Source organism: Ochrobactrum sp. PL_is483 (assembly GCF_055816855.1).
In genome coordinates this window covers 101567-115380 of the sequence record NZ_JBVPGS010000031.1, presented here as the reverse complement: position 1 = coordinate 115380, position 13814 = coordinate 101567, and the positions used below count along the sequence as shown (strand labels likewise).

The following is a 13814-nucleotide window of genomic DNA, read 5'->3' as shown; positions in this document are numbered from 1 at the left end:
ATGAAAAATTCTCCTCTTCAGCCCGGTGCAACCATCGGCATTATCGGCGGCGGCCAGCTCGGCAGAATGCTGGCCATGGCCGCAGCGCGTCTTGGCTTTCAAACCGTGATTCTGGAGCCGCAGGCCGATTGCCCCGCAGCACAGGTCGCCAGTCGCCAGATCGTCGCAGCCTATAATGATCCGAAAGCGCTTGCGGAACTTGCCGCTGCGTCCGCTGTCATCACCTATGAATTCGAGAACGTGCCGGTCAGCGCCGCCGACAGGCTGGCCGAAACCGCTCTGGTTCTGCCACCGCCAGCCGCGCTGGAAGTCTCGCAGGATCGCTTTACGGAAAAGCAGTTCCTCAATGAAAGCGGTATCGAGACAGCCCCATGGCGCCTCGTGGACGATGAAGAGACCCTGATCGCAGCCTTGGGCGCATTGGGCGAACGCGGCATCCTCAAGACGCGGCGCCTGGGCTATGACGGCAAGGGACAGGTCCGCCTGACCTCGCTCGACGAGAACGAAGCCCACAAGGCGATTCTTGCCATCAATCGCGCGCCTGCAATCCTCGAAGGCTTCGTTGATTTCGAGCGGGAAGTCTCGGTCATCGCAGCGCGTGATCGCAGCGGCAACGTCGCCATTTTCGATATTGCCGAAAACGTGCACAAGGACGGAATTCTTGCAACTTCAACCGTACCGGCTGCCATTTCCGACAGCACGGCAGAAACTGCCCGCAAGGCCGCAGCAAAGCTTCTGAACGCACTGGATTATGTCGGCGTGCTGGGGCTTGAATTCTTCGTCCTGAAGGACGGCACGCTTCTGGCAAACGAATTTGCCCCGCGCGTCCATAACTCAGGCCACTGGACGGAAGCGGCCTGCGCCATTTCGCAGTTCGAACAGCATATCCGCGCCGTTGCCGGATTGCCTTTGGGCAATACCGACCGGCATTCGGATTGCGTGATGGAAAACCTGATCGGTGACGACATCGAGAAGGTACCCGCGATTCTCTCTGAAAAGGATGCGGTGCTGCATCTTTACGGCAAAAAGGAAGCGCGCCCGGGCCGTAAAATGGGTCATGTGACGCGCATTCACCCTCGCCACAAATAATGTTCATCGGGAATCCTCCCGATTCCCGATGAATCTTCGACTGCCTGCCAAGAATTTCAGCGCCAGCCCCCTGAATCTGCGGCTCAGCAGTTGACATTTGCCTGAAACCTTGTGTATTTCGGCCAACCCTTCGGGCATCTAACAGTGCCTGTAATCAATTGGCGCCTGAGGCGCCTGTTTTTATGAAGCCCCGCGGCATCTGCACGTCAACGGGCCAACAAGACCGGTGATTGACATGAAGATCAAGAACTCGCTTAAAGCGCTTAAGGGCCGTCATCGCGACTGCCAGCTGGTCCGCCGCAAGGGCCGCGTTTACATCATCAATAAGACCGCCCCGCGCTACAAGGCTCGTCAGGGCTAATCTTATTTTTGATTTTGCATTTGACGTTTCGCTGCGCATGATAAAATCTATGCGCATGCGGAACGTTTTTGCATTTCTGGTTTCTTTTTCTTTATTCGCATCGCCTGCTGCGATTGTTCCATCGGCTTATGCCGAAGTAGCACCCGGCAAAGTGCCGCTCACGGCGCCTCTGACGCCGGTTCAGACCGGCCCCGACAGCGAACAGAAGCCTGCCTCGAATCCAGCAGCGGATGCAGCCCAGACACCTGAAGAGCGTCTCGACATGCTCTTTGCCGATCTTCGCCGCACGACGGACGAAGCCAAGGCGCGGCGTATAGCTTCACAGATCAATACGCTGTGGTCGCAGTCTGGCAGCGCCACAGTCGATCTCCTGATGCAATGGGCGAACACCGCGATGCTGGAGCGGCGCTATCCGTCGGCAATCGATTTCCTCAATGAAGCAATCGCACTCGACCCGGAATATGCGGAAGCATGGAACCGCCGCGCTACGGTCTATTTCCTGCAAAAAGACTATGCTCATGCCATGTACGACATCAATCGTACGCTGGAGCTGGAACCCCGCCATTATGGCGCGCTGACCGGCATGGCAGCCATATTGCGCCTGCGCGGCCTCAAGGAACAGGCCTTGAAAGCCTATGAGCAAGCTCTCATCGTCTATCCGATGATGCGCGACGCACAGAAGAACTTCAATGATCTGGCGGACGAACTGACAGAGACGCGCACTTAGATCCTGCTCCAGAAGTCGCTCCTGCGTAGCTGCAAATGACAATTTGTCTGCGCTTCAGTGCTCGAAAATCACCAATTTCGCAGACACATGACGCTTTTTGATTCAGGCTCTTAAAGCAGCCCCCGCCTCCACCAATTCATCTTTATTCAAAGCAAAAACGCGCCCGAAGGAGCGCGTTTTTTGGGATGCCGAGCACCATGACTGGATGAGATTCTGGCTGTGACGAGTCGAAAATGGTGGGGTTTGAGAACCGGAGCGGAATGTACTTTTGGGTACATGAGCACCGGAAGCGCAAAACAACGCCATTTGCAGGCCGTCACAGCCGGAATATCGCCAGTCTAGATGCCTGATTTGCCGTCGGGACCTATATAGGCGATGCGCAGCATGTTGGTCGCGCCGGGCGTTCCGAACGGGACACCGGCGGTGATGATGACGCGGTCGCCCGCCTTGCCGAACTCTTCATGGAAGACGATTTCGCAGGCATGGTTGACCATGTCTTCCAGATCATGCGCATCGGCGGTCACAACGCAATGCAGGCCCCAGACGAGCGACAGCTTGCGCGCGGTATCGACGACCGGCGACAGGGCGATAATCGGCGTGCGCGGACGCTCGCGGGCAGCACGCAGGCCAGTCGTGCCGGAAGCGGTATAGGTGACGATGGCCGAAAGCTTCAGCGTTTCCGCGATCTGGCGTGCGGCAAGCGAGATTGCGTCGGCGCCCGTCGGCTCCGGCGCTGCGCGCTGCGCATCGATGATGGTCGAATAGGTCGGCTCCTTCTCCACCTGCTCCGCGATGCGGTTCATGGTGGCCACGGCTTCGACCGGATACTGGCCGGAAGCGGATTCTGCCGAAAGCATGATCGCATCCGCGCCTTCGAACACGGCGGTCGCAACGTCGGACACTTCGGCGCGGGTTGGCACCGGAGCGGTGATCATCGATTCCAGCATCTGCGTGGCGACCACCACCGGCTTGCCAGCGCGGCGTGCCTTGCGGGTGATCTGCTTCTGGATGCCCGGAACGCTTTCAAGCGGCATCTCGACGCCGAGATCGCCGCGCGCAACCATCAATGCGTCGGAAAGCTCGATGATTTCATCTAGACGCGTCACAGCCTGCGGCTTCTCGATCTTCGACATCAGGCCGACCTTGCCGCGCGAAACCTTGCGCACTTCGGCCAGATCTTCCGGACGCTGGATGAAGGAAAGCGCAACCCAGTCGATTTCTTCCTTCAGAACGGCATCGAGGTCCTTGCGGTCCTTTTCCGTGAGCGCGCCGACGCCGAGCGTCGTATCCGGGAGGCTGACGCCCTTGCGGTCCGAAATGCGCGTTCCCGAAATCACCTTGCAGCGGATCGACTTGCCGTCGCTCGCTTCGGCGACGAGATGCAGCTTGCCATCGTCAATCAGCAGGCGATGGCCCGGCTCGACAGCTTCGAGAATTTCCGGGTGCGGAAGATAGACGCGGGTGTCATCGCCAGGCGCTTCGTTGTTGTCGAGGGTGAAGGTCTGGCCGGGAACGAGATCGACCTTGCCGTCCTTGAACTTGCCGACGCGCAGCTTCGGCCCCTGGAGATCGGCCAGAATGCCGATCGGACGGCCAAGTTCTTTTTCCACATTGCGAATGCGCTTGACGAGGGTGCGCATCAGATCATGGTCGGCATGACTCATGTTGATGCGGAACACATCCGCGCCTGCCTCAAACAGCTTGCGGATGACGGCTTCCTCGCCTGACGCCGGACCTAGCGTAGCGAGAATCTTGACCTTGCGGTTGCGCTTCATTGACTATTCGTTCCTGTAACAGTGGGGTTTTCTGTCGGCGTTTCATCGGTGAGCTGAACCATCCAGCTCGATTGTTCCCCGGTGTCGTATTCCTGGAAGCCGTTGCGCTGGAAACCGCGCGCGAAGCAATCCTGGACGCCAGTAATACGGAATTCTTTCTCGGCCACGCACATGTTGACCTTGCCCTCCCAGCGCCCGCCGCCCTGGGCGTCTTCGGCGTAGAGGTAGTAGTAGCGGGATGAAAGCGGGCCTTCGAGCAGCGTTTTGCAGGCAGCGCCTTCAATATGCCACCAGCCTTCCGTCACCCAGCCGGTCTTGGCCCGGTAACCGATCGCAACGCCGACCAGGTTCTGGGTTGCGTTACATACGCGGAAATCCGCCTTTGCCTCTATGGATGTCATGCCCAGCGCAGTTATCAGCACACCGGCAAACAAAACTAGAGATCGTGGAAGTCGCATACGCAGAACCCCTTCAGCCCGCTATCGGTTTTATCGAACAATTTATATTGCACAAGGAAATCCATCTCGGGGACATCCCGTTTCGGGTCGCTCTCTTTTCGGCAGTTTCGCCTTTGATGTCAACGCAAACCCATTGATTACAGGTACTCTCGATCAAAGAATGATCGTTGCAATCCCGGCTTTCTCATGACAGACCTGAAACAGCTTCCCGCACAACACAGAAATAATTTCACAGTTCAGCCTCGGATTTCGCCCTATGCCGCTTCAATCCGGTTCAACCGCTTCGACGCCGTTCTCGCCAGCACACACTATCGATGGCGATTTCAGCCTTGGCCTGCTCCTGACCGCCGACCATGCGCGCCGCGATGTTCCAGCCGAATATGGCACGCTTGGTTTGCAGACAAGTGAATTCGACCGGCATATCGCTTATGATATCGGCGTCGAGAATTTGACGCGCAGGCTTGCCAGCCGTTTGAACGCGCCAGCGGTCCTCGGCGGTTTTTCGCGCCTCCTGATCGATCCCAATCGCGGAGAGGACGATCCGACGCTTATCATGCAACTATCCGACGGTGCGGTCATCTCCGGCAATTACCCAATGTCGGCAGGCGAGCGCGAGGAACGCCTCCAACGCTTCTATCGCCCCTATCACGATGCAGTCGCGCGGGCGAGCCAACGCGTAGCGGCGGAAAGCGGGGCTGCACCCTTCATCGTTTCGGTCCATTCCTTCACCCCGCGCTGGAAGGACAAGGCCCGCCCCTGGCAGATCGGCCTTCTCTGGGACAAGGATGACCGTGCCGTAAAGCCTCTGCTGGCGCTGCTGCGCGAAAATCCTGACCTGACGGTTGGCGATAACGAACCCTATGACGGCGCGCTCAAGAACGACGCCATGTACCGGCATGCGACCGCGAAGGGCTTCGCCCATGTCCTGATCGAAATCCGCCAGGACCTGATTGCCGATGACAAGGGTGCGGCAGAATGGGCCGAAAGGCTCGCGCCGATGATGGCGCAGATCAACACCTTGCCCGGCATTCATGCGGTGCAGCATTTCGGCTCGCGTGCCGATAGGAGCAGATAACGGCCTGTCAGGAGATGCTTTACCCGCTATCCACAGGGCTTGACCCGTCAAACCGGGTCGTGCATCGAAAAAGGCTCTTAATTTTGCCTGCGACTCGCGGGAAAAACAGTCCAGACTTTCGATAAGCGGTTTCGCGCAATGCGTGTCCGCGTCATCATAGAATTTGAATTGGAGAACTCCTCGTGAGCGACGACATTACCAGCGAAGCCCAAACGATTGCTGTCGGCCAGTTGCGCGCTTTCATCGAGCGCATCGAGCGCCTGGAAGAAGAAAAAAAGACCATCGGCGACGACATCAAGGAAGTTTACGCGGAATTGAAGGGATCGGGGTTTGACAGCAAGGTCGTGAGGACCATTATTCGTCTGCGTAAAAAAGAAGACCATGAACGTCAGGAAGAAGAAGCCATGCTGCAGCTCTATATGGATGCGCTTGGCATGAGCTGATTTCGGCTCCTCCCGGAGCCTTCCTTCTTCTTCCTGAAATCGAAACCCGATGAATCATTCGCGATTCGTATTCAGAGGAAGAGGTCTATGGAATTCAGAAAGCTCGGACGGACCGAACTCAATGTCTCGCCGCTGTGCTTCGGCGGCAATGTATTTGGATGGACGGTCGACGAAGCGACGTCATTTTCGCTTCTCGACCGTTTTATCGATGCGGGATTCAATTTCATCGACACGGCGGATGTCTATTCCGCCTGGGCGCCCGGCAATGCGGGCGGCGAATCCGAAACCATTATCGGCAACTGGCTGAAATCCCGTGGCCTGCGCGACAAGGTCGTCATCGCCACCAAGGTCGGCGGCGAACTGGGCCCTGACGAAAAGGGCCTCTCCCCGGCCTATATCCGCAAAGCGGTCGACGCCTCCCTCAAACGGCTGCAGACGGATTACATCGATCTTTATCAATCGCACTGGGATGACCCGGAAACACCGTTCGAAGACGTACTCGGCACCTATAAGGAGCTGATTGACGCTGGCAAGGTGCGGGCCATCGGCGCATCCAATCTCACGCCGGAGCGGCTGACCGAGGCGCTGAAGGTTGCCCGTACGCATGAACTGCCGCGCTATGAAAGCCTGCAACCGCTTTATAATCTCTATGATCGCGCGGATTTCGAAAACGGGCTGGAAAAAATCTGCCGAGACAACGAGCTTGGCGTTATTTCCTATTATTCGCTGGCTGCGGGGTTTCTAACCGGGAAGTACCGTTCCGCTGGCGATCTCGGGCAAAGCGCACGCGGAAAATCAGTTGAAAAATATCTGACGGATCGTGGTTCGCGAATCATTGCGGCATTGGATGATGTGGCCCGCAATCTCGATGTCACGCCTGCGCAGGTCGCAATCGCATGGCTCATCGCACAGCCGTCGGTCACTGCACCCATTGCCAGCGCCACGCGTTCGGCCCAGCTTGGCGAACTGATCGCCGCAGCCGAATTGAAGCTTAGCGACGATGAAATCGCCTTGCTGAACAAGGCGAGCAGCTAAATTTCAAAGCATCGAAGGGTAGCCTTACCCTTCGATTTCCTCGCGCAGCATTTCCAATTCCAGCCATTCTTCTTCCATGGCCGCATTTTCAGAGCGCTTTTTCTCAAGCAGATCGGCAGTCTTGGCAAACAGCGTCGGGTCTTTGGCATAAAGCTGCGGATCGGCAAGCTTGCCTTCCAGCACTGCAATTTCCTTGGCCAGCGCGTCCATCTTGCCGGGCAGCGTTTCAAGCGCGAATTTCTGCTTGTAGGAAAGCTTGCGCTTTTCGTCCCGTCTTGGCTGGGGTGCGCTTTCTTCTGCCCTGCTGTCGGCATTTGGACCGGATGCCTTGACCGAGCGCCGGTTCAGGGCCTGTTCCTTGCGTTGCGCCATCATGTCGGCATAGCCGCCCGCATATTCCAGCCAGCGCCCGTCACCTTCCGGCGCAATGACCGAAGTAACGGTGCGGTCCAGAAAATCGCGGTCGTGGCTGACCAGAATGACTGTGCCCGGAAAACCGGCGACCAGCTCCTGCAGCAGATCGAGCGTTTCCATATCGAGATCGTTGGTCGGCTCGTCGAGGATCAGCAGGTTGGCGGGACGCGCCAGAACGCGGGCCAGCATCAGGCGGGCGCGTTCGCCGCCGGAAAGCTCGCGGATGGGCGTGCGCGCCTGCTCCGGCTGGAACAAAAAGTCCTTCATATAGGATACGACATGCCGCTGCTCGCCATTGACGACAAGGCTTTCGCCGCGCCCGTCCGTCAGATAATGCGCCAGCGTCTCGTCCAGATTGAGGCTTTCGCGCTTCTGGTCGAGTTCGGCCATTTCGAGATTGACGCCAAGCCGCAGCGTTCCTGAATCCGGTTCCAGTTTGCCGGTCAGAAGCGACAAAAGCGTCGTTTTCCCGGCACCGTTGGGACCAACAAGACCGATACGATCACCGCGCTGCACGCGGATCGAAAAATCCTTGACCAGGACACGCTCGCCATAGGCCTTGTTCAGCCCCTTGGCTTCAATCACCAGCTTGCCGGATTCCTTCGCATCGCTTGCCGCCAGAACCGCCGTCCCTTGCGCCTTGCGATGATTGCGGAAATCGGCACGCATGGAGTGCAGTTCACCGAGGCGGCGCATATTGCGCTTGCGGCGCGCCGTGACACCGTAACGCAGCCAGTGTTCCTCGCGCGCAATCTGCCGACCGAGCTTGTGGTGGTCGCGCTCTTCCTCTTCCAGCACCTTGTCGCGCCATTCCTCGAAATGGCCAAAGCCCTGCTCCAGACGGCGCGTGATGCCGCGATCCAGCCAGACCGTCGCCCGGCTGACATTTTCCAGAAAGCGCCGGTCATGCGAGATCAGCACGATGGCCGAGCGAATCTGGCGCAGCTCGCCTTCCAGCCATTCGATGGTGGTGAGGTCCAGATGGTTGGTCGGCTCGTCCAGCAAAAGCACATCAGGCTGCGGCGCAATTACACGCGCAAGGGCAGCGCGCCGCGCCTCGCCGCCGGACAGATGATCCGGCTTTTCCTCACCGGTCAGCCCCAGATGTTCGAGAAGATAGGTGACGCGATGCGGGTCGTCGGTCGGCCCCAGCCCCGCTTCCACATAGGCGCGCACATTGGCGAAGCCATCCATATCCGGCACCTGCGGCAGATAACGGACGGTTGCACCGGGATGTTTGAAAACCTCGCCCGATGTCGCTTCCACCATCCCGGCGGCAATCTTGAGCAGGGTCGATTTACCCGAACCATTGCGGCCGACCAGCGCGATGCGGTCGCCCTCGCTCACCGAAAGGCCTGCGTCCTCCAGAAGCGGTGTGCCCCCGAAGGTTAGCTTGATCTGGTCGAGGCGCAGGAGTGGTGGTGCCATGGTTCTCTTCGATAAACAGGATTGAAAATTCCGCCCTGCTTGTCCGCGACAAAAGCCGTTCTGTCAAATGGAACGGCAAGAAAAGACCCTTGAAAACAAACAGGCCGGGTTTCCCCGGCCTGTCGGCAAACTGATTATCCAGCCATTACTGGCCAAGCCATTACTGGCAAGGCGCTTCGTATACGCGGCCATATGGATCGCGGTAACGGCAATACTGCACACCGTTGCGGGTCTGGGCTGCACCAAGCAGCGTACCGGCAACCGCACCGATCGCGGCACCCGTGAGTGCACCGCGGCCATTGCCGCCGATTGCGCCACCGGCGAGAGCGCCGAGAGCCGCGCCACCAACGCCGTAACCGGCCGTGCGCTGTTCATTCGTCGTGCATGCAGCCGTCGAGAACGCGAGCACGCCAGCAACAGCAATCATCGTAAGACGTGACTTCATTGAAACATCTCCTACAAGAGTTGAACTAATCACCGACTTTGCGTCCCCAACTTCGGCGTAAAGCAGATGACACCCGCTTGACCCATTTACAATACGTTTCACTTGTCAGCGTCAAGCTCTTTCGATTGGTAAGGTTAGCGGCCTCAGTGCGGTTGATCCTCCATCGCCAAATTGGCGACAAGTATCGCTAGTCCAGAATGCACAGTAACGCGAAGTGTTCCACGAACCACGTTGGAAACTGTCCATGAAGAGCCAAATGGCAGTGTCACATTATCTAACGGCCACTCCGCATTCGTGATCGAAAGGCCTTCGACAGTGCTGAAATTAATCACACTGAACGGTGTTCCATCCGGGAAATCATAAACAAAATCGCCGGGCGGCAGGGGCCAGGCTTCTTCATAACCGCTCGACAGAAGAACGTTGCGCCCTTTTGCAGCCTGCGCCGTCGCCATGGTCAGATGCAAAAGCGTATGGTCAGTGCGCCGCCCGCCGAAGGCTCCGCACAGGATGACCCGTTCCGCTCCCCGCGCATAGGCTTCCTCGAAAGCGAGTTCTCCGTCGGTCATGTCCTTGGCGGAAGGGAACGTCTTTTGCGGAATGTGGCCATATTGAGCGCGAAGCTCCGGGGAGGTCGAATCGAAATCGCCGAGCCACAGTTCCGGTTCGACACCAAGTGCGGCAGCATGCCTGATCCCGCTATCGGCGGCGAGAATACGCGCGCCTGCAATTTGGCGTTTCAGGCGATCAGTCACGGTGAGATCGCCGCCGAGAAGAATGACGAATGTGCTCATAAGCCGCTCATAACACGGGCAAATCCGCGCCGGAAGCCTGCATTCGCTGCCATTGCCATCTCTTGCCCTTCCCGTTGCGAAAGATTATTGTCGCAACCGCTCTAACGGGGTGCCGTCTGCTTTCGCGGATGGCTGAGAGGCCCAAAGCATTTCCAGCAAAAGTGTAAAGCGGTTTTGCGTTCGGAAATGCCCGAAAAACGGCCAACCCGCTGAACCTGATCCGGTTTGCACCGGCGGAGGGATTAGACGCTCCATAAACGGCGCTCGATCCTCTTGTAACAAAAGAAAGGAAGTGCCGTGATGCGGCTTTTATCTTTGCTGGCCTTTTCATTTTCCGCAGCCGTTGCTTTCACGCCTTCTGCACAGGCGAAAGACAAGCTCACCGTCTACACCTATGACAGTTTCGTTTCCGAATGGGGTCCGGGGCCGAAGGTCAAGGAAAACTTCGAAAAGGAATGCAACTGCGAAGTTGACTGGATTGCGTCCGCCGACGGCGTTGCCCTGCTCAATCGCCTCAAGCTTGAAGGCGGCAATACCAAAGCCGACATCGTGCTTGGTCTTGATACCAATCTGACGACCGAAGCGCGTGCTACCGGCTTTTTCGCTCCAAGCGGCATCGACCAGAGCAATGTGAACGTTCCGGGGGGCTTCAAGGACGATATCTTCGTGCCCTACGACTATGGCTTCTTCGCCGTGGTCTATGATTCGGAAAAATTGCCCAATCCGCCCAAAAGCCTGAAGGAACTGGTCGAGGGCGACCCTTCCCAGAAAATCGTCCTGCAGGACCCGCGCACGTCGACGCCGGGGCTGGGCATGCTGCTCTGGATGAAATCGGTCTATGGCGATGAGGCGGAAGCCGCATGGCAGAAACTGCAAAAGCGCATCCTCACCGTCACGCCCGGCTGGTCGGAAGCCTATGGCCTTTTCACCAAGGGCGAGGCTCCGATGGTTCTTTCCTACACGACCTCCCCCGCCTATCACATGATCGCCGAAAAGACGGACCGCTATAAGGCTCTGGCCTATCCGGAAGGCAATTATCTCCAGATCGAGCTGGCCGCCCAGACCGTCACCGGCGCGAAAAATCCTTTGGCGCAAAAGTTTCTGGCATTCATGACCGGCCCCGGCTTTCAGGATGCCATCCCCGAAACCAACTGGATGTACCCGGCGGGCAAGACTTCCGCCCCGCTTCCAGCCGCTTTCGACGCGATGCCCAAACCCGAAAAGACGCTTCTCTTCCCCTCCGACGAGGTGGCCAGGAACCGCAAGTCATGGGTCGATGAATGGCTGGCCGCGACCAGCAAATGACGGCTTTTCCGGCACAGCACCGCTTAAAAGGCATATCCACCGCCAGACCCGCCGCGGGCATGGCGGCGCTTGTCTTTCTGGTGGTGCTCGCCGGTGGTGCGCTTGCTGCACTTGCATTTGAAGCAGGCAGCGGCGGTTTCGATGCCGTCGCCAATTTCGACGCCTATCTGTGGCGCGTGGCGCGCTTCACGATCCTGCAGGCAATCGCTTCGAGCCTGCTGTCCGTGCTGTTTGCAGTTTCGGTCGCCCGCGCACTTTACGCCGAAGCCGATTTTCCGGGGCGCGGGCTGATCCTGCGCCTGTTTGCCCTGCCGCTTGCTCTGCCGGCCCTTGTTGCGGTGCTGGGGGTTACAAGCATCTATGGCCGCAACGGCCTCATTGCTTATCTGTCGGAAGCCGCAGGCCATTCGTTCCAGCCGAATATTTATGGCATTGCGGGCATCCTGATCGCTCATGTCTTTTTCAATATGCCGCTTGCGGTCCGTCTCATTCTGGCTGGATACGAGTCGATACCGACCGATTACTGGAAGCTTTCCGCGCAGCTCGGCATGGGTAACGGGGCGCGATTCCGCCTCATCGAATGGCCGGTGATCCGCCGCAATCTGCCGGGGATGATCAGCCTCATCTTCATGCTCTGCGTAACCAGTTTCACGACCGTGCTGACGCTTGGCGGCGGGCCGCGCGCCACCACACTGGAAGTCGCAATCTATCAAAGCCTGCATTTCGATTTCGATCCGGGCCGCGCCGTCGCCCTCACCTTTACGCAGCTTGCCTTGACATTACTCGTCCTTCTGGCCCTTCGTCTCACCGGAAGCCCCTCCGAAGAAGGCGTTACCCATTCCGCCACGCTGCGCCGCTATCGCAAAATAGCTCCGGCTGAACGCGCCATGAACATCCTCCTCATCGGGATAGGCTTTCTCTATGTCGCACTGCCGATTGCAGGCGTCGTCATCTCCGGTCTCGCCGCCGATCTCGTGCGGCTACTGACTGAAAGAACGGTCTGGCGCGCCATCGGCACCAGCCTCGCGCTCGGTTTCTTCGCTGCCCTGCTCGCGCTCATTCTGTCGCTTGCACTCATATCTGCGCGTGAAGCAGTGAAAAGGCACAAACTGGCCAACATCTTTGATACGGGTGCCAGCCTGATCCTTGTCATGCCGCCCATCGTGATCGGCGCTGGCTGGTTCATCCTGCTTCGCCATTTCACCGATCCATTTGCCATGGCGCCTTTCATGGTCGTCACTGTCAATGCGGCCATGGCCATGCCCTTTGCCGTGCGCCTTCTGCGGCCCGCATGGGACACGGCGGCCAGTCGCCACAACCGGCTGTGCGCACAGTTGGGCATTCGCGGCCTTAACCGCCTCCGGCTCATTGACTGGCCGTCGATCCGCAAGCCTTCCGGCATGGCCTTCGCCTTTGCCATGGCACTGTCCCTCGGCGACCTTGGCACAATTGCCCTGTTCGGCAGCGACGCGCTTTTGACCCTGCCCTATCTCCTCTTGCAGCGCATGGGCAGCTATCGCACATTCGATGCGGCTGGTCTGGCCCTCATTCTCGGGCTGCTTTGCCTTGCCCTGATGATGATCGCGGATCGCGCATCCCGAAAGGAAACGCCTTCTCTATGAATGCCCCGGTGAACGCCCCGATGAGCACTCTTGCCGAAATTCGCCTTGATGACGTCCGTTTCAGCTATGGTGAAACCGCCATGCATTTCGATGCAACGATAAATGGCGGTGTCATTGCCGCGATTGTCGGGCCAAGCGGTTCCGGCAAGTCGACGCTTCTCAATCTGATTGCCGGTTTCGAATTTCCGCAATCCGGCCGCATCCTGATCGGCGGCAGCGACGTTAGCGCGTTTTCACCGGCGGACCGGCCTGTTTCGATGGTGTTTCAGGAAAACAACCTCTTTGCCCATCTGACCGTCGAGCAAAATGTCGGTCTCGGGCGCTCGCCAAACCTGAAGCTCTCCGCGCAGGATCGCGCCGACATCGCGGAAGCCTTGTCGCGCGTCGGACTTGCAGGCAAGGAGCAGCGCAAGCCCGAAGCCCTGTCTGGAGGCGAACGCCAGCGCGTGGCGATTGCTCGCGCGCTCATACGCCAGCGCCCTGTTCTGCTCCTTGACGAAGCCTTTGCCTCGCTCGGCCCTGCCCTGCGGCATCAGATGCTGGATCTGGTGAAAGAGCTTCAGCTGGAAACCGGCATGACAGTGCTGATGGTGACACACACGCCGGAAGATGCGATCTACCTCGATGCAGTGTTGCTTTTTCTCGACAGTGGCCGGATTTCCGCCATGGGACCTGCTGCTGAACTGCTTTCACCGACTGGACCGGAGGCACTGCGGCACTATATCGGCGAAAAGCAGGATATGCGGCGCTGAGCCTCAAATAGAGTTACGGTTGCGGACATATTTTGTTCGCAATCTGTCGGAAGAACCGGCTACAGATTCTTGTAGGCTTTCTGTTCTGTGGCTA

The 13814-nt window shown here is 58.3% G+C and carries 14 protein-coding genes and 1 riboswitch; of the genes, 9 read left to right on the top strand and 5 right to left on the bottom strand.

Going from position 1 to position 13814, the window contains the following annotated elements:
* The 3 genes from AC0TNJ_RS08035 to AC0TNJ_RS08025 all read left to right on the top strand — a co-directional run bounded on the left by AC0TNJ_RS08035 (window position 1) and on the right by AC0TNJ_RS08025 (window position 2177).
* Window positions 1-1089, top strand: a complete 1089-nt coding sequence (locus AC0TNJ_RS08035; RefSeq protein ID WP_473770788.1) for a 5-(carboxyamino)imidazole ribonucleotide synthase — start codon at window positions 1-3, stop codon at window positions 1087-1089.
* A gap of 235 nt (window positions 1090-1324) precedes the next feature.
* The gene (gene ykgO / locus AC0TNJ_RS08030; RefSeq protein ID WP_010661422.1) at window positions 1325-1450 is read left to right on the top strand and encodes a type B 50S ribosomal protein L36; all 126 of its coding nucleotides are present in this window, start codon (window positions 1325-1327) and stop codon (window positions 1448-1450) included.
* 37 nt (window positions 1451-1487) lie between these two features.
* On the top strand, window positions 1488-2177 hold the full coding sequence (locus AC0TNJ_RS08025; RefSeq protein ID WP_473770787.1) for a tetratricopeptide repeat protein: 690 nt from the start codon (window positions 1488-1490) through the stop codon (window positions 2175-2177).
* A gap of 338 nt (window positions 2178-2515) precedes the next feature.
* Here AC0TNJ_RS08025 and pyk read toward each other — a convergent pair whose 3' ends face one another.
* Together pyk and AC0TNJ_RS08015 are read right to left on the bottom strand one after the other, a co-directional pair.
* Window positions 2516-3952, bottom strand: coding sequence for a pyruvate kinase (pyk, locus tag AC0TNJ_RS08020; protein ID WP_121983356.1), 1437 nt, complete (start codon window positions 3950-3952; stop codon window positions 2516-2518).
* Entirely contained in the window at window positions 3949-4410 is a 462-nt protein-coding gene (locus AC0TNJ_RS08015) for a DUF1036 domain-containing protein (RefSeq protein WP_122000305.1), read from the bottom strand. Before AC0TNJ_RS08015 ends, pyk begins: the two co-directional genes overlap by 4 nt.
* Before the next feature lie 256 nt (window positions 4411-4666).
* On the opposite strand from AC0TNJ_RS08015, the gene AC0TNJ_RS08010 reads away from it, so the two are divergent.
* The 3 genes from AC0TNJ_RS08010 to AC0TNJ_RS08000 all read left to right on the top strand — a co-directional run bounded on the left by AC0TNJ_RS08010 (window position 4667) and on the right by AC0TNJ_RS08000 (window position 6963).
* The gene (locus tag AC0TNJ_RS08010; RefSeq protein WP_473770786.1) at window positions 4667-5485 is read left to right on the top strand and encodes an N-formylglutamate amidohydrolase; all 819 of its coding nucleotides are present in this window, start codon (window positions 4667-4669) and stop codon (window positions 5483-5485) included.
* Window positions 5486-5667: 182 nt separating this feature from the next.
* Window positions 5668-5928 (top strand): DUF2312 domain-containing protein, encoded by a 261-nt coding sequence (locus AC0TNJ_RS08005; RefSeq protein ID WP_002964837.1) that lies wholly within the window; start codon window positions 5668-5670, stop codon window positions 5926-5928.
* An 87-nt stretch (window positions 5929-6015) separates the two neighbouring features.
* Window positions 6016-6963 (top strand): aldo/keto reductase, encoded by a 948-nt coding sequence (locus tag AC0TNJ_RS08000; RefSeq protein WP_473770785.1) that lies wholly within the window; start codon window positions 6016-6018, stop codon window positions 6961-6963.
* A gap of 24 nt (window positions 6964-6987) precedes the next feature.
* Here AC0TNJ_RS08000 and AC0TNJ_RS07995 read toward each other — a convergent pair whose 3' ends face one another.
* The 3 genes from AC0TNJ_RS07995 to AC0TNJ_RS07985 all read right to left on the bottom strand — a co-directional run bounded on the left by AC0TNJ_RS07995 (window position 6988) and on the right by AC0TNJ_RS07985 (window position 10041).
* A complete protein-coding gene (locus tag AC0TNJ_RS07995; RefSeq protein ID WP_473770784.1) occupies window positions 6988-8805 on the bottom strand; it encodes an ABC-F family ATP-binding cassette domain-containing protein in 1818 nt (605 codons plus the stop codon).
* Window positions 8806-8965: 160 nt separating this feature from the next.
* Window positions 8966-9250: a glycine zipper domain-containing protein gene (locus AC0TNJ_RS07990; RefSeq protein WP_121983360.1), complete on the bottom strand. Its 285-nt coding sequence runs from the start codon at window positions 9248-9250 to the stop codon at window positions 8966-8968.
* Between the two features lie 143 nt (window positions 9251-9393).
* Window positions 9394-10041, bottom strand: a complete 648-nt coding sequence (locus tag AC0TNJ_RS07985) for a thiamine diphosphokinase (RefSeq protein WP_473770783.1) — start codon at window positions 10039-10041, stop codon at window positions 9394-9396.
* A gap of 95 nt (window positions 10042-10136) precedes the next feature.
* Window positions 10137-10300: riboswitch (TPP riboswitch) on the top strand.
* A gap of 41 nt (window positions 10301-10341) precedes the next feature.
* Between AC0TNJ_RS07985 and thiB the strand changes: the two genes are divergently transcribed.
* Genes thiB through thiQ form a run of 3 tightly spaced genes read left to right on the top strand, consistent with a single transcriptional unit; the run spans window position 10342 to window position 13720 of the window.
* Window positions 10342-11346, top strand: coding sequence for a thiamine ABC transporter substrate binding subunit (gene thiB, locus AC0TNJ_RS07980; protein WP_473770782.1), 1005 nt, complete (start codon window positions 10342-10344; stop codon window positions 11344-11346).
* Complete coding sequence (gene thiP / locus AC0TNJ_RS07975) at window positions 11343-12968, top strand: thiamine/thiamine pyrophosphate ABC transporter permease ThiP (protein WP_473770834.1); 1626 nt, start codon at window positions 11343-11345, stop codon at window positions 12966-12968. Before thiB ends, thiP begins: the two co-directional genes overlap by 4 nt.
* A gap of 20 nt (window positions 12969-12988) precedes the next feature.
* Complete coding sequence (thiQ, locus tag AC0TNJ_RS07970) at window positions 12989-13720, top strand: thiamine ABC transporter ATP-binding protein (RefSeq protein ID WP_473770781.1); 732 nt, start codon at window positions 12989-12991, stop codon at window positions 13718-13720.
* The last annotated feature ends 94 nt before the right edge of the window (window positions 13721-13814 follow it).